This is a genomic window from Microbacterium halotolerans (assembly GCF_003569805.1).
Taxonomy (GTDB): Bacteria; Actinomycetota; Actinomycetes; order Actinomycetales; family Microbacteriaceae; genus Microbacterium; species Microbacterium halotolerans.
Genome location: NZ_KZ984051.1, coordinates 154,548 through 180,070, shown reverse-complemented (window position 1 = coordinate 180,070; position 25,523 = coordinate 154,548). Strand labels below are relative to the sequence as shown.

The 25,523-nt window shown below is 69.0% G+C and carries 14 protein-coding genes and 1 pseudogene; 12 read left to right on the top strand and 3 right to left on the bottom strand.

Annotation, left to right across the window (positions count from 1 at the left end; translation table 11 throughout):
- The 3 genes from DZG09_RS00775 to DZG09_RS00765 all read right to left on the bottom strand — a co-directional run.
- The coding region (locus DZG09_RS00775; protein WP_162893074.1) for an ABC transporter ATP-binding protein at positions 1-1,376 on the bottom strand (1,376 nt) is incomplete at its 3' end.
- A gap of 146 nt (positions 1,377-1,522) precedes the next feature.
- The gene (locus DZG09_RS00770; protein ID WP_338039971.1) at positions 1,523-2,080 is read right to left on the bottom strand and encodes an ECF transporter S component; all 558 of its coding nucleotides are present in this window, start codon (positions 2,078-2,080) and stop codon (positions 1,523-1,525) included.
- Positions 2,081-2,138: 58 nt separating this feature from the next.
- A complete protein-coding gene (locus DZG09_RS00765; RefSeq protein WP_119695845.1) occupies positions 2,139-2,453 on the bottom strand; it encodes a GNAT family N-acetyltransferase in 315 nt (104 codons plus the stop codon).
- Positions 2,454-2,570: 117 nt separating this feature from the next.
- On the opposite strand from DZG09_RS00765, the gene recQ reads away from it, so the two are divergent.
- The 12 genes and pseudogenes from recQ to DZG09_RS16455 form a co-directional block, all read left to right on the top strand.
- Entirely contained in the window at positions 2,571-4,652 is a 2,082-nt protein-coding gene (recQ, locus tag DZG09_RS00760) for a DNA helicase RecQ (protein ID WP_119695844.1), read from the top strand.
- A gap of 230 nt (positions 4,653-4,882) precedes the next feature.
- Complete coding sequence (locus DZG09_RS16460) at positions 4,883-7,645, top strand: choice-of-anchor G family protein (RefSeq protein WP_162893073.1); 2,763 nt, start codon at positions 4,883-4,885, stop codon at positions 7,643-7,645.
- 92 nt (positions 7,646-7,737) lie between these two features.
- The gene (locus DZG09_RS00750) at positions 7,738-8,532 is read left to right on the top strand and encodes a DUF5819 family protein (protein ID WP_119695843.1); all 795 of its coding nucleotides are present in this window, start codon (positions 7,738-7,740) and stop codon (positions 8,530-8,532) included.
- Entirely contained in the window at positions 8,519-9,676 is a 1,158-nt protein-coding gene (locus DZG09_RS00745; RefSeq protein WP_119695842.1) for an HTTM domain-containing protein, read from the top strand. The genes DZG09_RS00750 and DZG09_RS00745 overlap by 14 nt, the downstream gene beginning before the upstream one ends.
- Positions 9,673-10,566 carry a DUF5819 family protein gene (locus DZG09_RS00740; protein ID WP_119695841.1) on the top strand — a complete coding sequence of 298 codons (894 nt, stop codon included), beginning with the start codon at positions 9,673-9,675 and terminating at the stop codon, positions 10,564-10,566. The genes DZG09_RS00745 and DZG09_RS00740 overlap by 4 nt, the downstream gene beginning before the upstream one ends.
- Positions 10,563-11,822, top strand: coding sequence for an HTTM domain-containing protein (locus tag DZG09_RS00735; RefSeq protein ID WP_119695840.1), 1,260 nt, complete (start codon positions 10,563-10,565; stop codon positions 11,820-11,822). Before DZG09_RS00740 ends, DZG09_RS00735 begins: the two co-directional genes overlap by 4 nt.
- Before the next feature lie 381 nt (positions 11,823-12,203).
- Positions 12,204-14,246 (top strand): acyl-CoA dehydrogenase family protein, encoded by a 2,043-nt coding sequence (locus tag DZG09_RS00730; protein WP_119695839.1) that lies wholly within the window; start codon positions 12,204-12,206, stop codon positions 14,244-14,246.
- Between the two features lie 131 nt (positions 14,247-14,377).
- Complete coding sequence (locus DZG09_RS00725) at positions 14,378-20,533, top strand: Ig-like domain-containing protein (RefSeq protein ID WP_119695838.1); 6,156 nt, start codon at positions 14,378-14,380, stop codon at positions 20,531-20,533.
- Positions 20,534-20,571: 38 nt separating this feature from the next.
- Positions 20,572-21,537: an AAA family ATPase gene (locus tag DZG09_RS00720; RefSeq protein ID WP_119695837.1), complete on the top strand. Its 966-nt coding sequence runs from the start codon at positions 20,572-20,574 to the stop codon at positions 21,535-21,537.
- Between the two features lie 29 nt (positions 21,538-21,566).
- A complete protein-coding gene (locus tag DZG09_RS00715; RefSeq protein WP_119695836.1) occupies positions 21,567-22,856 on the top strand; it encodes a DUF58 domain-containing protein in 1,290 nt (429 codons plus the stop codon).
- A complete protein-coding gene (locus tag DZG09_RS00710) occupies positions 22,853-25,213 on the top strand; it encodes a transglutaminase-like domain-containing protein (RefSeq protein ID WP_119695835.1) in 2,361 nt (786 codons plus the stop codon). Before DZG09_RS00715 ends, DZG09_RS00710 begins: the two co-directional genes overlap by 4 nt.
- Positions 25,210-25,523: pseudogene (locus DZG09_RS16455) on the top strand (hypothetical protein); the annotation flags it as partial. The gene DZG09_RS00710 and the pseudogene DZG09_RS16455, both read left to right, overlap by 4 nt.

Genomic DNA, 25,523 nt, shown 5'->3' with positions numbered 1-25,523 from the left:
TCGCGGTCGGCGGGGGAGAGGCGGCGCACACCGTGCGCGAGTTCGTCGCGCACGGTGTGCGCCACGAACTGATGCTCGGGGTTCTGGAACACGAAGCCGACCTGCGCGGCCAGCTCGCGTGGCCTGGCGCGCGCCGGGTCGAGCGGTGCCGCGCCGTCGCGCGCGATCAGCACCTGCCCGCGCGGGGGAGGCACGACCCCGGCGATCGCCTGCGCGAGCGTGGTCTTGCCCGCCCCGTTCGGCCCGATGATTGCGGTGAACGCCCCCCGCGGAACCTCGAGAGTGACATCCCGCAGCAGCGTCACGGCGCCCCGCCCGCGCCCCCGCGCCACGCTCAGAGCCCGCACCACCACTGCCGAATCGCCTGGAGTTCGTCGAGATGCCCCGCTTTGGTCGCCCATTTGGTCGATATGTGTGCGTCTCGCGGGCCGGGTCTCGTCGCCGTGATCGGGCGAGACGCCGGATGGGGCGGAGGCGGCGGGCGGCAGTGTGCGCTCGGTGATGGTTGTGGGCGGGGGTGTGCCTTCGGCCTCGTTCGGCGGCCTGTGCTCGGCGGTGGTTTCGCCGGGCTCGTCCGGGCCTACCCCGAGTTCCCGCAGCAGCTGCGCGTGCTCGACGAGCACCTCATCCGGGGCACCGTCGATCGCGACCGCGCCGTCGTGGTCGAGCACGATCACCCGGGTCGCGAGCCCCCGCACGGCGTCGAGGTCGTGCTCCACGAGCAGCACCGCGGGCGCGCCCACCCCGGCAGCCGAGTCGTGCACCTGCCGCTGAGCCGCGCTGCCGCGCACCAGCTCCCGCACTGCGGCGTACACGTCGGTGCGCCCCGCGGGGTCGAGGTTCGCCGTCGGCTCGTCGAGCACCAGCAGCCGCGGTTCCGGCGCGATCGCGCACGCGACGGCGAGGCGCTGCCTGCCGCCGCCTGACAGCACGCTCGGGTCGTCGCCGCGCCTCTCCCACAGGCCGACCGTGCGCAGCGCGCGCTCGGCACGAGCGAGCACCTCGCCCGCGGGAAGGAGCAGATTCTCCAGGGCGAACGCGACCTCGTCGAGCACCGATCCGGTGACGATCTGCGCATCCGGGTCCTGGAACACCATGCCGACGTGCCGGCTCAGCTCGGCCGGCGTCGCCTCCGCCGTGTCGAACCCTGCAACTCTCACGCGCCCGGTCAGTTCGGCGTCGTGCGCGTGAGGGATCAGGCCGTTCAGGGTCATCGCGAGGGTCGACTTGCCGCATCCGCTCGGGCCCACCAGCAGCACGACTTCACCGGGGAGCACTCGGAACGAGACGTTCCTCGGTGTCGGCTCATCGGCATCCGGATGAGTAACGCTCACGTCCTCGAGGGCGACCAGGGGTGTCGCAACGGGAGCGGTCATGTCGCGCGGTGAGGCCCGTGCGCTGCCGCCGCACCTGTGGGTTCGCGAGATGCCCCAAGAAGGTTCAGAACCCCGCCAATGCCGCGGCATCTCGACAAAACCCAGGCACTTCGCGAGGGTGTGGTGAGGCGGTGGGGCACGGCGGGTCAGCTCCGGACCACGCGGCGGCGGGGCGCCGCGCCGGCGCGTTCGAGGGCCTTGCCGATCTGGATGCCGACGACGGTCCACGCGACAGGGCCGAGCAGCGACAGGCACAGATACGCTGCCTGCGCCCACCCGGGCAGCGCGGCGAGGTCGGCGGCGAACCACACGGCCACCGCGACGACGGCGCCGATGATCAGCGCCGAGATCAGATAGCGCCACCAGCTCCACGCGCGGTAGCGGAACAGCGCCGCCACGCCCTCCTGGATCAGCCCGAACATCAGCGCGGTGCCGAGGAACTGCGGGATGTACACGGGCGCGATCGCCGACCCGACCAGCCCCGCCAGCACGTGGGTGAGCAGCGCGACGCCCGGCAACCGGAACAGCTCCTGCGCCACGATGCCCGGCAGCGCGTGCACGCCGAGCAGGAACCCGTAGAGGAAGGGCACCGCGGCGATCACGGGAACGGAGAGCCAACCCTCAGCGCCGCCCAGCGCGCCGGTGACGACGGCGATCGCGGCGCACACGAGGAGCACTCGCGTCGACATGCCCTGCTTGCTCACTCGACGAGTTTATCGGGATTCAGCTGAGGCAAGCCTTAGTACGCGATGATCCGCCCTTTCAGCCGCGTGTCGGCCACTCCACAACGGCGCCCGGAACGTCGTTCTCGCGCAGGTACTTCTCGATGAACGGGCACAGCGGCATGATGGTGTCGCCGCGGGCGACCACGTCGGCCAGTGCCTCCGCCGCGAGAACCCTGCCCAGACCGCGACCCTTGAACGCGGGGTCGGTCTCGGTGTGCACGAACCGCGTCTTGTTGGTGCCCAGCGTGAACCGGGTGAAGCCGGCGAGCGTCTCGGACCCTGTGATGTCGTCGAGCAGAAAGACCTCGTAGCGGCGCTCTTCATCGTTGCGCACGACCCTCGTGGTAGCCATGTGCCGACGCTACGCCAGACCCCCGACATCCGGGAAGGCCGACGACGGGGCCCGAAGGTTCTCCACAGGCGCGCCGCGCGGGCGTCGGATGTCGCAGGCGCCGCCTACGCTGGTGGAGTGACTACGAGCGAGCCCTACGCGCACCCGGAGGACGAGTGGGTTCCGCCCGAGGAGCCGCTCGACGACGAGTACGGAGACCCCTACGCGGGCCACGGCGACCCCTACGCCGAGCAGTCGTATCAGGGTGGTGCGATCGAGTGGGCCGGCCCCGGGGTGCAGATCGACCGCTCCGGCACCGGTGCACAGCCGTCATCCGGATCTGCCGCGCCCAGCGGACCCGGGTCGGCGTCATCCGGCGCCCGCGCCGCCGCGCCCTCGCGCTACGCGACAGCGCTCGAGGCGCTCGGCACGGTCTACGGCTACGAGTCCTTCCGCGGAGACCAGGCAGACGCCGTCGACCAGGTGATCTCAGGCGGAGACGCCGTCGTGCTGATGCCGACCGGCGGCGGCAAGAGCCTCTGCTATCAGATTCCGGCTCTCGTGCGCGAGGGCACAGGGCTGGTCGTCTCGCCGCTGATCGCGCTGATGCACGACCAGGTCGATGCGCTGCGCCAGAACGGCGTGAACGCCGCCTACCTCAACTCCACGCAGAACCCCGACGAGCGGCGTCGCGTCGAGGGCGAGTTCCTCGCGGGCGAGCTCGACATCCTCTACGTCGCGCCGGAGCGGCTCGGCAACCCGCAGACGGTGAGCTTCCTGCAGCGCGGCACTCTGAGCGTGATCGCGATCGACGAGGCGCACTGCGTCAGCCAGTGGGGCCACGACTTCCGCCCCGACTATCTGGCGCTCGGCGAGCTCGGCGAGAAGTTCCCCGGCGTGCCTCGCCTCGCGCTCACCGCAACGGCCACCCCCGAGACGCACCGTGAGATCACCGAACGGCTGGCGCTGCCTGAGGCGAAGCACTTCGTCGCCAGCTTCGACCGCCCGAACATCCGGTACCGCATCGAGGCCAAGGCGGAGCCGCGCAAGCAGCTGCTCGCGTTCATCCAGTCGCAGCCGGAGGGCTCGGCTGGCATCGTCTACGCCCTCAGCCGCAAGTCGGTGGAGCAGACAGCGGCGTTCCTCGCGGGCAAGGGCATCGACGCGATTCCGTATCACGCGGGTCTCGACGCGGGCACCCGCGCGAAGCACCAGGGGCGCTTCCTGCGCGAGGACGGCGTGGTCGTGGTCGCCACGATCGCGTTCGGCATGGGCATCGACAAGCCGGATGTCCGCTTCGTCGCGCACGTCGACCTGCCGAAGTCGGTCGAGGGCTACTACCAGGAGACTGGTCGCGCCGGTCGCGACGGCGACCCGAGCGTCGCGTGGATGGCGTACGGACTGGGCGACGTCGTGCAGCAGCGCCGGATGATCCAGCAGAGCGACGGAGACAGGGCGATCCAGCAGCGTCAGCAGCAGCACCTCGACGCCATGCTCGCGCTGTGCGAGACGGTGTCGTGCCGGCGGCAGAACCTGCTCGACTACTTCGGCGAGGCGTCGGGGCCGTGCGGCAACTGCGACACCTGCCTCGAACCGCCCGAGACGTGGGACGGCCTGGTCGCCTCGCAGAAGCTGATGTCGACGATCGTGCGCCTGAAGCGCGAGCGCAACCAGGCGTTCGGCGCAGGCCAGCTCATCGACATCCTGCGGGGAGCCTCGACCGAGCGCATCCGCCGGATGAAGCACGACCAGCTCGCGACCTTCGGCATCGGCCAGGATCTCTCCGAACAGGACTGGCGCAGCGTGATCCGACAGCTCCTCGCCCGCGGGCTGCTCAGCGCCGTGGGCGAGTACGGCACGCTCGCCGTGAACGACGCATCGGGCGGCGTGCTGCGCGGCGAGACACAGGTGCCGCTGCGACGCGACGTGATCGGACGGGTGTCCCGCGGCGGTGGGGGCGGCGCGAAGAAGGCGTCGGCGGCGGACCAGCTGGCTCCGGATGACCGGCCGCTGTTCGAGGCGCTGCGCGCGTGGCGCACGGCGCAGGCGAGCGAGCAGGGTGTTCCGGCCTACATCGTGTTCGGCGATGCGACGCTGCGCGCTCTCGCGGAGCATCGCCCGCGCTCGATCGAGCAGCTCGACGGCATCAGCGGCGTCGGAGCGAAGAAGCGCGACGCGTACGGCAAGGCGGTGCTCGGGGTCATCGCCGAAGCGGCGTAGCCCGCGCAGAGGCCGCACCGAGACATTTCTCAACCGACTTTCAGGCACGAACCGCGGAATCACGCGGAAGTTGTCTGAGTCGTTATCTTCTCGTTACCAATTCCGGTGGACAAGCGTCCTGGAATACCGATTGGATGGGTGTCGAGTCTGTCGGCTTGGTGCGGTCCGTACCGTGCCATCGCGAGCGGGCAGTACCGACCATCGTGGACATTTCTGGGGAGATGCACTGCATGTCAGTTGAAGAACAGAAGCGGCCTGGGGGGCTGCGGCGCGTCGGGCGCCGAGCGCTTGCCCCGGCCGCAATCGGAACGGCCGCCCTTCTGGGCGCTGCCGCGCTGGGCGGGTTGCCCGCGCTTGCGGCACCGGACGATGACTCGGAAGCACTGGGTCAGATCCTTGACTCGTCGCTGCTGACGGGTGAGCTCCTTGACGCCGTAGAGGCGCAGGCGGGAGACCCGAGCGGACCGGCGGAGGACGTCACGCCGCTGAACCTCAGCGCACTCGGCATCGCCGATGTGGACCTGGGCGGCGGCATCTCGTTGCCCGTGATCAGCGAGCCGGGCGACGGCGGGCTCATCGAGCTCGGAAACCTCGGTCTGCTGAACGCATACGCTGCGACTCCGTCAGCCACGCAGGCGAAGGCGAGCGCCGGTGTCGTGGGCGAGGACGGCGCGATCAACGTCGACCCAGACAACCCCGGCGCCCTCGAGAACTCGAAGATCGACCTGACCAATCTGTTCGGCCAGCTCGACGTGGATGTCATCACTGACGGCGTCATCAACGAGTTCGCACTCGAGCTCGGCGCGGTCGCGTCGGCTGCGATGGAGGACGCGGGCGCAGTCAGCAGCGAGTACGTGCTCGCGGACGCGAAGCTCGACATCTCGTCGCCGCTGCTCGGTGCTCTCTCAACCGAGCTCGACTCGGCGATCGGCGGCGTCGGCACGACCGTCGACGGTCTGCTCGCCAGCGACGGCGCGGTCGGCTCGCTGCTCGGCGACTTGGACATCGACCTGAACGTGCTCGGGACCGGCGTCAGCGTCTCGAGCGGCACGATCGGCGTCGACGGTCTGGACGCGGCGCTCACCGGGCTGAGCAACACGATCATCAACGAGCCGCTCACCGACCCGAACGAGATCGTGTCGATCGACCTGAACAACGGCACTATCGCCGTGGACGTGGCTGCGGCGACCGATGGCGGGTCGCTGAACGGGCTCGACCCGAACACGGAGCTGCTCGACAGCACCACGATCGGCAGCATCACCACGGCGATCTCGGATGCACTCGGAACGGTCACGACCAAGGTCACTGACGGCGTGACCGACGTGCTGAACAACACGGCCGTGACGCTGAACCTTTCGGCGGAACTCTCGGTTGTCGGCGTGAGCGCTGTGGCTGCCGAGATCATCATCGACACGACTCTCGGTCAGCTTGCCGGCACGGCGGCAGGTGACCCGACCGTGCAGGTCAACGCCGATTCGGATCTCATCGATGCGATTCTGGGTGTCCTGAACTTGGTTCCTGGTGTTGATCTGAGCTCGGATGAGCTGTTGGGCGCTATCGGCGAGGCGGTCGTCGCACCGGTTGTCAACGTTCTGCAGACGACGCTGAGCACCTCGCTCAGCACGATCGGCACCAACCTGTCGCCGATCATCACCGGCTTGCTGGACCCGGTCCTCAACGGCCTTCAGCCGCTGTTCGACGTGCTGAACCAGGTCGTATCGGTCACGATCAACGACCAGCCGACCGAGGAAGACCCGGCGCAGCCTGGCAAGCTCGGTGCTGAGTCCTTCACAGTCTCGGCCGTGAGCCTCGCGCTCGTGGGCGGGGACATCGCACAGGTCGACCTGGCTTCCTCAACGGTTCGCGCGGCCGATGAGGACGTTGACGTGACGGATGCGGATGTGACTGACGCTGACGTGACGGACGCTGACGTGACTGATGCCGATGTGACCGATGCTGATGTGACGGACGCTGATGTGACGGACGCTGATGTGACGGACGCTGATGTGACGGACGCTGATGTGACGGATGCCGATGTGACTGACGCTGACGTGACGGACGCTGATGTGACTGACGCTGATGTGACGGACGCTGACGTGACTGACGCTGATGTGACGGACGCTGACGTGACTGACGCTGACGTGACTGACGCTGACGTGACTGACGCAGATGTCACCGACGCGGATGTGACCGATGCTGACGTGACTGACGCAGATGTCACCGACGCTGATGTGACTGACGCTGACGTGACTGACGCAGATGTCACCGACGCGGATGTGACCGATGCCGACGTGACTGACGCAGATGTCACCGACGCGGATGTCACCGACGCGGATGTGACGGATGCTGACGCAACGGATGCTGACGCGACGGACGCTGACGCGACCGATGCTGACGCGACCGATGCTGACGCGACGGACGCTGACGCGACCGATGCTGACGCGACGGATGCTGACGCGACGGATGCAGATGCGACGGATGCTGACGCAACGGATGCAGATGCCACGGATGCTGACGCAACGGACAGCGACGCTGCTGACGCCGACGCGACCGACGCTGACGCCGACGGCGGCGACAACAACGGCGAGATCTCGATGGGCCTGGAGCACGACGTGCGCATGGTCGGTCAAGAGCAGGTCGCCTACGGCTACGGCTTCGAGCCGGGTGAGACGGTGAAGGGCACGATGTTCTCCGACCCGTTCGCTCTCGGCTCTCAGGTCGCCGACGACAAGGGTGAGGTCACCTTCACCTGGGACGTCCCGGCCGGTACGTCGATCGAGGCTCACACCGTCGAGCTGGAGGGCGCGCTCTCGGGAACAGTCTCCGCCGAGTTCGACGTCGTGGCCTCCGCCACCGGAACCGACGATGGCGACTCCGATGGTGGGCTCGCGGTGACGGGCGCTGACATCGGCGGGTTCCTGCCGATCGCCGGCATCCTGCTGCTGGCCGGAGCGGGTCTGCTTGTCGCGACTCGCCGGAAGTCAACCGTCTAAGGTTCGATAGTCGCAACCACGATGGAGGTGGCCCACCGCGTGTGGGTCACCTCCATCGTCCGCGTACGCAGGGCGCACAACGAAGGGTTCCGGTGGGCAGAGAATCTCAGCCACGGCCGCTGAAGGCATCGGTGAAGGCGACGGGCATCGTCGCCACGGTCGTCATGTTCGTCGTCATGTTGGGCACGGTGCTCGTGGTGTCTCCCGACGGCACCCCGCTGCGGTCTGAGGTCCGTTCGGCGGCGCTGCCGTACTTCGGGCAGACGTGGCGCGTCTTCGCCCCGAACATCATGAAGGTGAACCGCACCTTCGAGATCCGCTCGCAGTGGCGCGACGACGACGGCGAGCTCGTCACTTCCGGATGGGTCTCGATCACCGATATCGAGCAGACCGGCGTCGGCGGAAACCTCGTTCCGTCGAACATCCGCAAGAGCAGCTGGAACGTCTCCGGCACGTACCTGCAGCGCTACAACAAACTCGACGCCGCGCAGCGTGAGCGCGTGCGCGACACGTTCATCGAGCCCCATGACGGCGGCTTCCGCCCGATCCCCGTGGAAGACCTCATCGATGACATCGGCAGGGACGAGGCAGACGTGGTCCTGTACCTGCGTATGGACTACATGCTGATGCGCTACGCGACCTACTACGCCACCGCAGGGTTCGGCACGAACATCGAGCGAGTGCAGTGGCGCATCATCCGGGAGCGCCCCAACGACTTCACCCACCGCTTCGACGACGAGCCTCAGAACAGTCCGACGATCACCACCTTCGGCTGGCGACAGTCGAACGTGGGCATCGAACCGGAGATCCTGAAGGAGTACCGAGCGGTCATCGAGCGCTTCGGTGCACGCGGTGACTTCCAGGAGGCCGCGAATGCTGCCGAGTAGACCCATCGAGCGCTGGCTGGGCTGGCTCACCGCTGCGCAGCACAATCTGCGCAGCTTCGCTGCACTGCGCATCCTCTACGGCATAGGACTGCTGGCCTTCCTCGTCCCGAGCATCTCGGAGCGCTCCATGCTCTGGGGGCCGGCATCGTTCTGGGTCGACCCCGAGGCGAAGCGCCGAGGATACTTCACGTTCGATCTGCTCGTGACCAAGAGCGACGAGTTCCTGTTCGATCTGGCGTTCTTCGGCCTGATCGCACTCGTGGTGCTGTTCACCATCGGGTTCCAGACACGGATCGTGTCGATCCTGATGCTCGTGATGCTCGTCTCGCTGCAGTCGAACAACAACTACGTGCTCAACGGCGGCGACACGCTCTACCGGATCACGCTGCTGTTCGTGGTGTTCGCGAACCTCGGCGCGCACTTCTCCGTGGACTCGTGGCTCGCGCGGCGCAGGGCGAGCCGTCGGGGCAAGCCCGGGCGGCGACTGATCCCCGAGCACATCGTCAACGCCGCCCACAACACGGCGCTCGTGCTGTGCTGCTTCCAGATCGTCGTCGTGTACACCGTCTCCGGCATCTGGAAGCTCTTGGGCGACGAGTGGCCGGGCGGCACGGCGCTGTTCTACTCGCTGCGGATCGACACGTTCATCGCGTATCCGATGCTCAACGAGCTGCTGTGGCAGTCGTCGCTGCTGATCTACGTGGCGACGTTCATCGCCCTGTGGACGCAGACCCTGTTCGCGCTGGCCGTGCTCTGGCGCCCCACTCGCATCTTCACGCTGATCAGCCTGGTCTTCATGCACACCGGCATCGGTCTGCTGCTGGGGCTGTGGCCCTTCTCGCTCGCGATGATCGCGCTCGATATGCTCTTCATCCGCGACTCGACGTGGCAGAAGGTGCTGACCGCCGTGGCATCCACGCGGGCATGGCGTCGAGTGATGGCAGCCGCGGAGCCGATCAGAGCACGTGTCACCGGCGCCGCAGGCTCCCGCAGCGGAGAGCGGGCGGCGAGTACCCACAGCGCCGCTCAGCAGGAGGCGGACGCAGGCGTGCGGGACCAACAGAACGGCGGCACCGTGTCGGCGACTCGGAGCGCACACCGGGGAACGCCGTCTGCGAGGAGCGACGCGGCTGGATCGGCGTGAGCGCAGCGGGCTCCGAGTCCGAGAACGGGCACGAGAACCAGCCGTCGCGCTCGTCCCGCGCCCCGCGTTCTGCGCGCATCGCAGCGGGCGTCGCCGCGGCGTTCCTCGCGATCCACATCTTCTTCACCGCCGTCTACAACACCCCGTACCCGCACATCCGCGACGAAGTGCTGCCGGGCGCTGCGGCAACCGCCTACATCGAGCCGTACCTGCAGCAGGACTACCGGATCTTCGCGCCGAACCCGGCGAACTCCGATCGGAACCTGTGGCTGCGGGCGTGGGTGGAGACTCCGGATGGCGAACGAGTGATCACCGAGTGGGTCGACGCCACCGCGATCGAGCTCGTCGAGCCGGCGCGCCGCGTGCTGCGCAAGCAGTTCACCGTGCAGGCGTCGCTGCGCCTGATCGGCACCTACTTCGATATGTCGGAGGGACAGCGAGAGGTCGCCGCCCAGAACTTCTCCGAGAGCGACGATCTCACACCTCTCCAAGACGAACTGCTGGCGGCGGACGCCGACAAGGCCGACGAAGTGCACGCGTTCATCCGGGCCACGAACTTCGCCACGTCCTACGCGACGCAGGCCGCGCAAGCGCTGTGGGGTGATGAGGGGGAGGTCGTGGCCGTGCAGACCCGCGCGGTGACGACGCCGATCGTGCGCTGGGAGCACCGATTCGACGACGGCGCCGTCGCGCCCGGCGCGAGCTACAGCGACACCGGCTGGCTGCCGCCGATGGAGTGGAGCGAACAGAGCACGCCTGGCTTCGCCGCCAGCTTCCTGACGTGGGCGGAGAAGGCCGGCGTATCCACCGAGCTGCCGGATGATGCACGACCTGCTGACATCGATGATCCGGATGCCGACGGCATCGGGCCGGGGCAGGAGGACGGATGACCACGATCACCGACCTCTGGAACCGGCTCTGCCACTGGCTGCTCGATGCGCATCGCGGCAGCTACGGCATCGCCGTGATGCGCATCGGCTTCGGTCTGATGACCATCGCGCTCATCCTGATGTTCCTTCCGGACATGTCGTACTCGTTCGGTGAGGGCTCGCGCTGGGGCGAGGCGTACTACCGCACATCGCGCGCCGACGGCTACATCTGGCCGATCTCCGACCTGTTCACGCGAAGCGACAGCGACGCGGCGACGCTGGCGAAGACGTTCGTGCTCGTGGCGATCGCCGTCGCCTACACGCTCGGCTGGCGGATGCGCGTCGTCTCACCGCTGTTCGTCGTGATGGTGCTCGGCTTCGCCTCCACCAACCCGCAGCTGTTCGCGACGGGCCACCACCAGACCCTGCGCGTGATGCTGATCTTCCTGCTGCTCGCCGACACGTCGCGGGTGTGGTCGCTCGACGCCCGCCGACGCCGACGATACGGCGATCCGCGGCCGTTCGGCATCGGCGACATCCGGGTGCCCGACTGGTTCCCCGTGCTGGCCAACAACGTCGCCGTCGTGCTCATCGGCGCGCAGCTCTGCATCGCCTACCTGACCAGTTCGATGTGGAAGCTGCAGGGCAAGATGTGGGGCGAGGGCATGGCGGTGTACTACGCGCTGCGTCTGGACGAGCTCGCACTGTTCCCAGCGCTCAACGACCTGATCTGGCCGATGACTCCGCTCGTCATCGTCGCGACGTTCGCAGCGGTGTACGGGCAGCTGGTGTTCCCGGTGCTGCTGCTGAACCGCTGGACGCGGATCTTCGGACTCGTGCTCGTGACCGGCATGCACGCGATGATCGCGATTCTGCTCGCACTGCCGTGGTTCTCGCTCGTGATGATCCTGGGCGACATGATCTTCGTGCGCACCGTGAGCTGGCGCTGGCTCGCCGACCGGGTGCGGCCGCCTGTGGAACGGCTGTGGCTGCGGGCGACGGCGTGGCTGCCGCGACGCGACCCGGACGCTCCGGATCGGCGCGAGCCGGATGGTGGAGCAGTCGAGGGCGCGGCGCCGGGGATCCCGGTCGGAGGGGCGACGTGCGCGCGGGGAGCCCCGGATGCCACCGCGTCGGGCGCCGAAGGTGCTCCAGATGCCGCAATGGCTGCGACCGGGGAAGATCCGGATGCCGCGGTACCGGGCGAGAGCGGCGACGAGGTGCATCCGCTGACACGGCGTGAGCGACGCGAGCAGGCCAGCGGCAGCGCGCGCTGAGCGCCGCAGAAGCTCGGAGGATGCGCGAAAGCTCGGAGGGATTCGAGGATCTGCTCCGAGGTTCTGCTTGTTCTCCTAGGTTTTGCTCGGAGCTCGCGCTGAAGGCAGGCTCTGCGGATTGAGAGGCAGACCGGCAGAAGCTCGGAGGATGCGCGAAAGCTCGGAGGGATTCGAGGATCTGCTCCGTGGGACTGCTCGGTCTCCGAGGTTATGCGCGGGGTACAAGGGCGAGCCGTACCGTTCGCGCGGCGAACTGTCGAACAGGTACAACGCTTTGCCTCTGGTTTCGTCGACAGGCATAACGTGAAGTCATACGGATGGCCCGTGCACCCCAGAGCGCGGGCCACTCGCGCGCATCGAAGCGCACAAGGAGGCTTACGCATGACCGACATCGCCACCAAGCACGCCGAAACCGACGAGCTCGAGGCCCGTATCGACATTCCTGTCGTCACCGACGCTCTGCTCGGCACGTGGGCCGACATCCGGCGCGAGGCGCGCGAGATGATCAAGGACTCCGCCTTCTGGCGCATCGAGGGCCAGGCGATCCCTGAGCACCGTGAGCGCACGCTCTCGCAGCTGCACCTGCTGGTGAAGGCAGGGGCGAACTCCCGCGCGAACCCGAAGGAGTACGGCGGGCAGGAGAACCAGGGCGGCAACCTCGCCGGCTTCGAGGAGCTCGTGGCCGCCGACCCGAGCCTGCAGATCAAGTCGGGCGTGCAGTGGGGGCTGTTCGGGTCGGCGATCCTGCAGCTCGGCACCAAGCCGCACCACGACGCCTGGCTGCGCGACGCCGCCGATATGCGTCTGCCCGGCGCGTTCGCGATGACCGAGACGGGTCACGGCTCGGACGTGCAGGCGATCGGCACGACGGCGACCTACGATCCCGAGACGGCGGAGTTCGTCGTGAACACCCCGTTCCGCGGTGCGTGGAAGGACTACCTCGGCAACGCCGGCCAGCACGCGAAGGCCGCGACGGTGTTCGCGCAGCTCGTCACGGGGGGCGTGAACTACGGCGTGCACTGCTTCCTGGTGCCGATCCGTGACGATGACGGCGCATTCCTGCCGGGTGTCGGGGGAGAGGACGACGGCCCCAAGGGCGGCCTGAACGGTGTCGACAACGGCCGCCTGCACTTCGACCACGTGCGCGTGCCCCGCGAGAACCTGCTCAACCGCTACGGCGACGTCGCAGCGGACGGCACGTACTCGAGCCCGATCGCCAGCCCCGGCCGCCGCTTCTTCACAATGCTCGGTGCGCTCGTGCAGGGCCGCGTCTCGCTCGACGGCGCAGCCACCTGGGCGTCGGCGCTGGCGATGACGATCGCCGTCACCTACGGCAACCAGCGCCGTCAGTTCGACAATGGCGGCGCAGGCGAGACCGTGCTGCTCGACTACGGTCGCCACCAGCGTCGGCTGATGCCGCGCCTGGCGACGGTGTACGCGCAGGCGTTCGCGCACGACGAGCTGCTGCAGAAGTTCGACGCCGTCTTCAGCGGCTCGGCCGACACCGACGACAACCGGCAGGATCTGGAGACCCTCGCCGCGGCGCTGAAGCCGCTGTCGACGTGGAACGCGCTCGACATCGTGCAGGAGGCGCGTGAGGCCTGCGGCGGGGCGGGCTTCCTCGCTGAGAACAGGCTCACCGGCCTGCGCAGCGACCTCGACGTGTACGTCACCTTCGAGGGCGACAACAACGTGCTGCTGCAGCTGGTCGGCAAGCGGCTGCTGGGCGACTACGCCAAGCAGTTCGCGGGCAAGCCGGCCGATGTGGCGAGGTTCGTCGCCGGGCAGACGGCCGGTCGCATCTACAACGGCGCAGGGCTGCGTCGGCTCGGCCAGGCGGTCACCGACTTCGGTTCGACCGCACGCTCGGTCGAACTCGGCCTGCGCGCCGACCACCAGCACGAGCTCCTCACCGGGCGCGTGGAGCAGATGGTCGCGGATGTTGCCGCGAAGCTGCGCCCCGCAGCCAAGATGTCGCCGGCCGACAGCGCCGCGGTGTTCAACGAGAACCAGAACGACCTGATCGCTGCGGCGCGCGCGCATGGGGAGCTGCTGCAGTGGGAGGCGTTCACCGACGCCCTCGATCGCATCGACGATGAGGACAGCCGCATCGTGCTGACCTGGGTGCGCGACCTGTTCGGCCTTCAGCTGATCGAGTCGCACCTGTCGTGGTACCTCATCACCGGTCGCCTCTCGACGCAGCGCGCTGCTGCCGTGTCGAGCTACATCGACCGTCTCTGCGCCCGCCTGCGCCCGCACGCGCAGGATCTCGTCGACGCGTTCGCGTACGAGCCGGAGCACGTGCGCGCACCCATCGCCTCGGGTGCGGAGCGCGACCGCCAGGAGGAGGCCGCGCAGTTCTACGCCGATCTCGCAGCCAGCGGCAGCGCCCCCGAGAAGGAGCCGAAGCCGAAGAAGCGGTGATGCCGCGGCCTGGGGGAGGGGAGTTCTCCCCATGGCTCGCCTGTGAATCCGGCCCGCTCACCCACTAAGCTCTGTGCGAAGGGCACCGCTGTGCCCTGCCGCCGTACCGGAGAGCGGCCAGGGGGAGATACATGTCGATGCTGTCGTGGCTGAGGGGTCGGCGCCGGACGATGGCCGGCGGTGCAATAGTGGGTGCTGCCGCCGTGGCCGTGACGACGCTCGCGTTCGCGCATGACGGGAACCCCACCACCGAGCTCGATCTGCACGACGGCAGCGTCTGGCTCACGAACGCCTCGCTGCTCGCGGCCGGTCACTTCAATGATTCCTCCCGTCAGCTCGACGGCTCCATCCGGGCCACGAGCCCCGAGTTCGACGTGCGCCAGCAGGGCAGCGATGTGCTGCTCTTCGATCAGCAGACCTCCTCCGTGGCGGCGATCGATGTCGCGACGATGTCGATGTCGACCCCGGCAGAGGTGATGCCGGCGGCCGACGTCGAGATGGGCGGGCAGTCCACCGCCGTGCTGGACCCCGAACACGGCGAACTGTACGTGGTGCCGACGCAGGCGGTGGGCAGCTTCGACCGCGCCGAGGAGGAACCGCTGCTCGAACTCGGCGCGGGCGCCGAGGTCACCGTCGGGCATGACGGCACCGTGTACGCCGTCTCCCCGGCCACAGCCTCGGTGTTCACGATCGCGACCGACGCCAACGGTCAGCCTGCGGAACCCGACCGGCGGTCCCTCGAGATGCTCGGGCCCGATGACAGCGTCGACATCGCCGCCGTGGGAGCGACGGTCGTCGTCTTCGACAGGACCACCGGCGAGATCGTCACGCCAGACGGGATCGTCGCGGAGCTCTCGCGAGGGGAGGCGCAGGGTGCGCGCCTGCAGCAGACCTCCGCGGACGGCGACAGCGTGCTCGTGGCAACGGAATCGGAGCTCCACCAGTTCCCTCTCGCCGGGGGTGAGGCGAACGTGTCGCCCTCCGGAGCCGGCGACGGCGTGCCGGCACAGCCGGTCTGGCTGAACGGATGCGCGTACGCCGCATGGGCGTCCAGCGGCATGTTCGTGCGCGACTGTGCGGGCGAGCAGAACGACACCTCAGTCGAACTGCCGTCCGGCGGCGGCACCACAGACCTGCGCTTCCGAGTGAACCGCGACGTGATCGTGCTCAATGACGTCGCCGATGGTGCGGCCTGGCAGGTCGTCGATCAGGTGCGCAAGGTCGACAACTGGGACGACCTCACCCCGCCGAAGGGTGAGGAGAGCGAGGAAGAGGACGACACCACCGACGAGACGATCGAGGTGCAGCCGCCGGAGCGCTCCGAGGAGAACCAGGACCCGATCGCGAACGACGACGAGTTCGGCGTGCGCGCCGGCCGTTCGACCGTGCTGAAGGTGCTCGACAACGACTCCGACGCCGACGGCGACATCCTCACCGTCGATGCGCCAGACGGCGGGCCGCGCATCGGGGAGATATCCACGGTCGAGGGCGGCTCGTCGTTCCAGATCGCCGTGCAGCCCGGCGTCAGCGGCAGCGGCACCTTCAGCTACGAAGTCGACGACGGCAGAGGCGGCACGGACACGGCCACGGTCACCGTGGAGATCCATCCGGAGCGCGAGAACTCGCCCCCTGAGTCGAAGCGGGAGCCCGTGGTGCCGATCGAAGTCGGCGGCACGGTCAGCTACAACGTGCTGCAGGACTGGCGCGACCCCGATGGGGACGACATCTTCCTCACAGCGGTGGAGCCGCTCCCGGGCGACGGCGTCGACTTCACTCCGGACGGTCAGGTCACCTACCGCGCGACCAGCGGCACGCAGGGCCCGCACGACATCCCGATCAGCGTCTCCGACGGCGAGGCGAGCACAGCAGGCGTGCTGAAGCTCGACATCCGGCCCGTCGGCTCCACCGAGCCGATCGCGAACAACGACCACGTCGTGGTGCGTGCGGGCGAGACCGCGACGGTCGCGCCGCTCGCCAACGACGTGAACCCCACGAGCGAGTCGCTGCGGCTGACCAACGTCGGCGAGCTCGACGGAGCGGCGATCGTGCCCGACTTCGCGAACAAGACCTTCACCTTCCGCAGCGACATCGTCGGCACCGAGTACGTCGAGTATATGACGGCGGCCGGCGCGAACTCCGCAGTCGGATACGTGCGCGTCGACGTGATCCCGGACGAGACCGTCGACCTGCCGCCGGTCGCTGTGCGCGACGTCGCGCTGCTCCCCGCCGGAGGCGAGGCGCTCGTGAACGTGCTCGGCAACGACGAGGATCCCACCGGCGGGGTGCTCGTGCTGCAGTCGGTGCAGGTGCCGGATGACGTCAGCGGCATCAGCGTGTCGGTGCTGAACCACGAGACCCTGCGCGTGACCGATACCGGCACGCTCGCGGAGTCCGTCACCGTCACCTACAGCGTCTCGAACGGCCCGTACTCGGCCACGGGCGAGGTCGTGATCATCCCGATCCCCGCGCCCACGAACATCCGGCCGCCCGTCGCCAATGACGACGAGGCCACGGTGCGCGTCGGCGACGTCATGACGGTGGACGTGCTGGCCAACGACTTCCACCCCAACGACGACGAGATGACGGTGCTGCCCGCGCTCGTCGAACCGCTGCCCGAACCGGAGCAGGGCGAGGCCTTCGTCTCGCAGGACACTGTGCGCTTCAAAGCGGGCGACGAACCGGGCACGGCGTACATCACCTACGAGGTGGAGGACTCCCGCGGTCAGCGCGACTCGGCCCTCGTCACCGTGAACATCCTCGAACTCGACGAGGACCGCAACCAGGCCCCGCGGCCGGAGGACCTCGAGGCGCGCGCATTGGCGGGCACGCAGGCGCAGATCGCGGTGCCGCTGGACGGCATCGATCCCGACGGCGACTCGGTCGAGCTGATGGGAATCGACTCCGCCCCGGAGAAGGGCAAAGTGGTCTCCGTCGAGAAGGACCACTTCGTCTACGAGGCCTTTCCCGACTCCGTGGGCGTCGACACCTTCTCCTACCGCGTGCGAGACCGGCTCGGCGCCGAGTCGACTGCGACGATCCGCGTCGGGATCGCGGCGGCCGAGGACGTCAACCAGTCGCCGTATGCCGTGACCGACTCGCTGTTCGTGCGGCCAGGCCGCGAAGTCGCCGTGCCCGTGCTCGCCAACGACTCCGACCCCGACGGCGACCAGATCGGCCTCGTCGGCGACGGGCTCGTCCTGCCGGACGATGTGCGGGACATGTCGGCCGAGGTGCTGGGCGACCGGATCATCGTGACGGCGCCGAACGACGAGCAGGAGACCTCCCTGCAGTACACGATCGCCGATGCGAAGGGCGCGCGCTCGACGGGTCTGCTGATGGTCACGGTCGACGAGGACGTTCCGCTGCAGTCGCCGATCGCGCGCGACGACACCGTGCTCGCCGACGACGTCACCGACGAGCTGACGGCCGACGTGGAGGTGCTCGCCAACGACGAGGACCCTGACGGCACGGTCGACGCCCTCGACATCGAACCGGAGCAGGGCGAGCTCGTCGGCGACGGCATGGTCCGCGTCGAGGTCACCGACCAGCGCCAGATCATCACCTACACGATCACCGACGAGGACGGACAGGACGCCTCGGCGTTCATCCACGTGCCGGCGGTCGGCGACCTCGCGCCGCGGCTGATCGACACGACGGGGATCGAGGTGGAAAGCGGCGAGACGGTCGACGTGCCGCTTTCCGACCACGTCACGGTGCAGGGCGGCGGCGGTGTGCGCATCACACAGGCAGACCGCGTCTCCGCCGTGCACGCCAACGGCGACGCGCTCGTGAAGGACACCGGAACCCTGGTCTACACCTCGCAGGAGGGCTACCACGGCCCAGACGCGATCACCTTCGAGGTGACCGACGGCGAGGGGCCCGACGACCCGGAGGGCCGCACGTCGACCCTCACGATCCCCGTCACAGTGCTCCCTCCCGACAACGTCAGCCCCGAGTTCACCGATGGTGCGCTCGAGGTCGGCGCGGGCGACGGACCGCAGTCCGCCGATCTCGCCTCCCTCACCACGGACGCCGATCCGGATGACCTGGCAGGCATGTCGTATCGGATCACGGGCGGCGAGAACCGGGCCATCGACACCAGGATCGACGGACAGACGCTCGTCGCCGAGGCCGGCCCCGACGCCAAGGGCGAGCAGGCCGCGATCGCGCTGGAGATCTCGGACGGCGAGAGCGAACCGGTGACCGGCACGGTGCACGTCACGGTGACCGCGACCGGCCGCGCGATGCCCGTGGCGAATGACGACGTGCTCGACGACGCGTACCAGGGCGAGACGTACGACGTCTCGGTGCTGGAGAACGACTTCAACCCGTTCCCGGACGAGGACCTCACCGTCGTCGACGCCAGGGTCGACGCAGGCACCGGCAGCGTCTCGCACGACGATTCGCGCGTGCAGGTGACGCCGGGCGCCGACTTCCACGGCACCATGACCGTGATGTACCGCGTGCAGGATGCCACGGGCGACCCCGACCGGCAGGCGCAGGCGCGGGTCGAGCTCACGGTGAAGGGCAGGCCGGACGCCCCGACCGAGGTGACAGGCAGCCAGGAGATGAACCGCTCGGCGATCATCAGCTGGCGCCCGCCGCCGAACAACGGCGAGCAGATCACCCACTACACGGTGACGAGCGCGCAGGGCCCTGCCGTGTCGCAGGAGTGCCAGGCGACGACCTGCACGATCACGGGCCTGACCAACGGGCAGGACTACCGATTCGTCGTGACCGCGACGAACGCGGTCGGCGAGTCGGAGGCGTCGCTGGCGTCGCCTGTCGTCACACCCGACGTGAAGCCGGAACGCCCCGACGCGCCTCGCATCTCAGACTTCGGCGACCGCTCGCTCGATGTGGTGTGGACGCCGCCGGCGAACGAGGGCACGCCGATCGACAGCTACACGCTGTTCATCTCGCCCGCCGCCCCCGACGGCACGAGCCAGAAGGAGTTCCCCGCAGGCACGCTGGCGCACACCTGGACGGGCCTGAAGAACGGCCAGAACTACACCTTCTCGGTGCTCGCCCGCAACAGCGCGAAGGACCCGTCGGACACCAGCCGCGAGTCGGTTCCCGACTTCCCCGCCGCCCCGCCGAACGCGCCGGGCAAGCCGACGATCGCGAGCGCGCAGCCGGTCGGCAGCGAGTCGCAGATGACGATCAACTGGAACGAGGTCACCGGCGGCGACACCAACGGCGACCCGGCATCGCACTACCAGGTGCAGCGCGCGGGCGGCGGAGCAGGTACGAAGACACTCGGAGAGTTGAGTGCCCCTGCGACTTCGCAGACGGTAAAGGTGCCGATCTCGACCGAGAACTACACGTACAAGGTGCGGGTGAAGAACAAGGCGGGCTGGAGCCCGTGGAGCCCCGCCACCGATCCGCAGCGCGCCGCGGCACCTCCTGGCGCGGCGACCAACGTGAAGGCGACGCCGACCAACACCGGTGGCTCCGGCGGTCAGGCGAAGGTGACGTGGAATGCGCCGAGCAACCTGAACGGCGCCAGGCCGGATGAGGTCTCCTATCAGGTGTCGTGGTCGGGTGGGAGCAGGACGGTCACCGGAACCTCGCTGACCGTGACCGGGCTGAACAACGGTTCGTCGTACGCGTTCCAGGTGCGCACCCGCACCGCGGGCGACGGGTTCTCGTACGAGAGCGCGAAGGCGGCGTCTTCGAGCACCATCGTGCCGTGGGGGAAGCCGAGCCCGTCGGGCAACCAGAGCGTCTCCAAGAGCGGCGAGCAGCGGCTGGAGTTCAGTGCTTCCCGGCCGGGATCGAGCAACGGCCGCGACCTGGTGCGCATGGAGGTCAAGTACAACACCGGCACCGGCGGCGGGGGCGGCAGCTCAGCGTCGACGACGAACGGATCGTGGAAGAAGACGGTGAACGTCGGCTACGACAAGACTCGATGCGTGCAGAAGCGTGTGCAGAACTCTGAGGGCGCGTGGAGCAACTGGAGCGGTCTCACCTGCGGCACCAGCGACCCGAAGCCGGAGCCCCGGGTCTGGTTGAGCAAGGGACCGCGGACGGGCGACCCAGGCTGCACCATGCACGGAGAGGGGCCGGGAACGTGCCGCTATGTCGTGGTGAACACCGAGAACTTCGGAGACTACGGCGGCAACCGTACGGTGAAGCTGTATGACAGTGTCAACGGACACCTCACGACATACACGCTCAGTCTGCCGGCCAACGGATCGAAGCAGCTGACGTATTGGTCAGGCTTCCAACGCCAGATGTGGGTGAACATCTCCGGCTACGGCGATTCCGAGCGAATCAACTGGTGATCGCACCACACGACGCAACACGAAGGAACAACACCACGATGACGATGAGCACCGAGCAGGCCGCATGGTTCCAGAGCACCTTCACGCGCCTGGTCGACAACGTCGATCAGGCGCTGATGGGCAAGCACGAGGTGGTCGGCCTGGTGGTCGCGACGATGCTCGCCGAGGGGCACGTGCTCCTCGAGGACGCCCCGGGAACGGGTAAGACGAGCCTCGCCCGCGCGCTGGCCGCGACGGTGAAGGGCACATCGAGCCGCATCCAGTTCACGCCCGACCTGCTGCCAAGCGACGTCACCGGTGTGACGATCTACGACCAGAACGCGCACTCCTTCGACTTCCACCACGGCCCGATCTTCGCGTCCATCGTGCTCGCCGACGAGATCAACCGCGCATCGCCGAAGACGCAGTCGGCGCTGCTGGAGGTGATGGAGGAGTCGAAGGTCACCGTCGACGGCACCACGCACGATGTCGGCCGTCCGTTCCTGGTGATCGCGACGCAGAACCCGATCGAGCAGGCGGGCACCTACCGCCTGCCCGAGGCGCAGCTGGACCGCTTCCTGATCAAGACGTCGATCGGCTACCCGACGCTCGAGGTGACCGAGCGCATCCTCGCCGGCTCCGCTGAGCGCAACACGGCGGCCTCGCTCACCCCGATCATCACCACGAGCGCGATCGCCGACATGGCCGATCTCGCCGCGACCTGCCACGTCGACCAGGCCGTGCTGCGCTACGTCGCCGAGCTGGCGGAGGCGACGCGAACCGACACCGGGACGCGGGTCGGCGTCTCGGTGCGCGGCGCGATCTCGATGGTGCGCCTGGCGAAGGTGTGGGCAGCGGCGAACGGACGCCACTACGTGACCCCCGACGACGTCAAACTGCTGGCCCCGCACGTGTGGACGCACCGGCTCGTGATCGACGCCGAGGCCGAGTTCGCCGGCACGACGGCCGACACCGTGATCGAGCGAGTGCTCGGCGCCGTCGCAGCGCCCTTGAACCGCGCCTGACCGCACCGCCGCACGACCCGGAAGAGCCGATGCCGACCGACCAGACCGCCGCAGCCGTCCTGCCCGACAGAACGGCCAGGCAGAACGCGCCGACCGAGCGCGGGGCGGCGGGCTACGGCGCCGTAGCCCTGCACACGCTGCGCGTCGCCGGTGCATGGGCGCGGCGCGTGGCGGCTGTGGTGCGCCCGACGGGGTGGATCCTCATCGGCATCGCGGTGGCGGCGTGGGCGACCGGCCTCTGGTGGGGGTGGCGGGAGATCATTCTCACGGCCGTGATCCTCACCGCCGTGATCGCCCTGAGCGCAGTGTTCCTGATCGGCAGAAGCACCTACGACGTCGAACTCGACCTCAGCAGGTCACGGGTCGTCGTCGGCGAGAAGGCGCACGGCGCGCTGCTGCTGCGCAACACCGGAGCCCGCGCGATTCTGCCCTCGCGGGTGGTGCTGCCGGTCGGCAGCGGGCGCGGGGTGTTCGGCGTCGGCCGGATGGCGCCAGGCGAAGAGGTCGAGGAGCTGTTCGCGATTCCGACGCTGCGTCGTCAGGTGCTCAGCGTGGGCCCGGTCTCGATCGTGCGCGGCGATCCGTTCGGCCTGTTCGAACGCACCGACTCCCGCAACGAGCCGGTCGAGCTCTACGTGCACCCGAAGACGACCATGCTCGTCGGGCAGTCGCTCGGCCACATCCGGGATCTCGAGGGCCTCACCTCGACCGTGATCGCGCGCGACGACATCGCGTTCCACGCGCTCACCGAGTACCAGCCGGGCGATGACCTGCGCCACGTGCACTGGCGGTCGACCGCGCGCACCGGCACGCTGATGATGCGCACGTACGAGGAGACCAGGAGGTCGCACTTCGTGCTCGGACTCTCTACGGCGTCGGCCGAGTACGCGTCGCCCGACGAGTTCGAGCTGGCCGTATCGATGGTGGGGTCGGTCGGCGTGCGCGCGCTGCGCGACGCGTTCGCCGTCGACCTGCGGGCCCCGGAGCTCGACACCGCGCCTCCGAACGCGCGACGCCTGCTCGACTCGCTCTCCGGCGTGGAGGGCACGCGCAGCCGCGCCGGGGACGTCGCGGCCCTCGGGCAGCGGATCAGCGCCGACCTGCCGCTGGCGAGCGTCGTGGTGCTCGTCTGCGGCGGACGGGTGACGACAGCACAGCTGCGGGAGGCGTGCGTGCGGATTCCGCACGGGGCGCGGTGCCTGGTCATCATGGCCAGCGAGGGCGCGGAACCCGCGCTGCGGCGCATCGGCGACGCCGACGTCGTGACGGTCGGAACGCTCGACGACCTGGCCCCGACCGTGAGGAGGGTGCTGTCGTGACGCTCTCCCCGCGACGATGGGCAGTCGACCTCTCGGCCGTGTTCCTGTTCGTCGCCATCACACTGGTGGGCTGGTGGCCCACCTTCGCCGGCCCCGGCTACCTCGTGGCGGGGGCGGGAGCAACGGTGCTCGGGCTCGGGATCGCCGCCGCCGGTGCCCGATTCCGCCTCGGCGTGCTGTCGCTGGCCGGTCTCACAGTCGCCGCGTACTTCCTGCTCGGCGGGCCGCTCGCGCTCGCCCACACGACGATCATCGGGTTCGTGCCGACGCTCGACACGTTCGCGCAGCTCGCGCTCGGCGCGGTGACGAGCTGGAAGTCGCTGCTGACGAGCGTGGCCCCCGTCGCGCTCGCCGACGGGCACGCACTCGTGCCGTTCCTGGCGACACTCGTCGCGACGGTCGTGGCGGCGAGCCTCGCCCTGCGGCTGCGGACATCCGGATGGGCGCTGATCCCGCTGGGCGCGCTGCTCGTGACGGAGATCGCGTTCGGAACCTTCGAGGAGTCGCTGCCGCTCGCGCAGGGCATCTTCCTCGTCGTCGTGGTCGTCGCGTGGCTCGCGCTGCGGGAGGCGTGGGCGCCCGCGCACAGTGCCGTCTCGCTGGAGGCCGGCGCGGAGCGGGGCTCTCGCGGCCGCGGTCGCAGCAGGCTCGTCGCCGGCGGCGTCGTGCTGGCGCTCGCCGCGGGTCTCGGTGCAGGGGCGAACGCGCTGATCCCGGGCAACCTCACGCGCGACGTCATCAGGGAGTACATCGTTCCTCCCTTCGACGTGCACCAGTACCCGAGCCCGCTGCAGGCCTTTCGGCTGTATGTGCGCGACTTCAAGGAGGAGACGCTGTTCACCGTCGCGGGCGGCCTGCCCGACGACGTGCGCATCCGGCTCGGCGTGATGGACGCATACAACGGCGTCGTCTTCGACGTCTCGGATGCCGGCTCCGCCGATTCGAGCGACTTCACCCGTCTGCGCAGCGACATGGCGGTCGGCCGCAGCGGCGACGACGTCGAGTTCGACGTCACGATCGGCGAGTACTCCGATGTGTGGCTGCCGGATGCGGGCCACGTCGATCGCATCGATTTCGCAGGCCCGCGTGCCGAAGAGCTGCGCCGTTCCGCCTACTACAACGCGAACACGGGCACCGCACTGACTCAGGCCGGCCTGCGCGAGGGCGACCGCTACACGGTGCATGCCGTGAACCCCGACATCCCAACGGACTCGGCGCTGGCCGACGTGCCGTTCGGCAAGGTCGAGGTGCCGCAGGCCGAGAACGTGCCGGAGGGCGTCGCGGCGTTCGCCGCCGACACCATCGCCGAGGCGGAGACTCCCATCGAACGGGTGCGGGCGCTCGAAGCCGAGCTGAGCGAGTACGGCTTCTTCAGCCACGGGCTCGCCGAGGAGGCGTACTCGCTGCCTGGCCACGGCGCCCGCCGCATGCAGACGCTGTTCGAGAACGAGCAGATGGTCGGCGACGACGAGCAGTACGCCGTTGCGATGGCGCTGATGGCGAACGAGGTCGGCATCCCCGCGCGGGTGGTGATGGGGTTCCACGACCAGACCCCCTCGCCGGCGTCGGAGGACGAGCAGGCCCCCAGCACCGAGGCCTCAGGCGACTTCGTCGCCACCGGCGACAACCTGCATGCCTGGGTCGAGGTGGCTTTCGAAGGATACGGCTGGCTGCCGTTCGACCCGACCCCGCCCGAGGATCAGGAGCCGCAGCAGGAGACGACCGAACCCAAGCCCGACCCGAAGCCCCAGGTCGTGCAGCCGCCGCCCCCGCCGCAGGAGCCGGCAGACCTGCCGCCGCTGATCCCGGATGAGAAGGAGCAGGAGGAGGAGAGCGCGCCGATCTGGGGCGTGCTCTGGCTCGTGCTCGCGATCACGGGCATCTCGCTGCTCGGCCTCATCGTGCTGATGAGCCCGTTCGTGATCATCGCGCTGATCAAGGCGGCCAGACGCCGCAGGCGCTACGGCGCGCCCGTTCCCGCTGACCGCATCGCCGGTGGCTGGGAGGAGCTGATGGACAGGGCAACGGACTACGGCGCAACCGTTCCCGTCGGGCACACCCGATGGGAGGAGGCGGTTCTCGTCGGCGGCACGCTGGCGGAGCCGCGCGTGACGCAGCTCGCGGAGCGGGCGGATGCGTCGGTGTTCGGGCCGGGGGACCCCGGTGCGGTCGAGATCGACGAGTATTGGAAGCAGATCGACGAGGTGGTCGACTCCATGTCAGAGAAGGCATCATTCTGGAAGCGGATGAGAGCGCGCATGAGTCTCGCCTCCCTGACGCACGGCTCGAAGCTGTCCGTCCGGATGCGTTCGCTGCGCGAACGACTTGCTTCGGTACGAGAGGAAGGCGCCAGATGAGCACCCCGCACAACCCCGAGAACGCCGGGGCACCGTTCGCCGCAGGACCCGGCGGGCAGCAGGGCCACCAGGGCCGTCCGGTCGTGCCCGGCGCTCCGCCGGTGCCCGGCTGGCCGTCGGACCCCGCAGCCGAGCACGGTCACGGCGCACCGTTCGTCGACTCGGCGCAGCAGCGCCCGTTCGCCGCGTACGCGCAGGTGCCCGTCGACCCGTATGCGCTCGCCGCGGCAGGTCCGCTGGGGTCGCCGGCTGACCCGAACATGCCGCCGCCACGGGCGGTGCCGCGCGATGCGGCGGGCTCGTCGTCCGC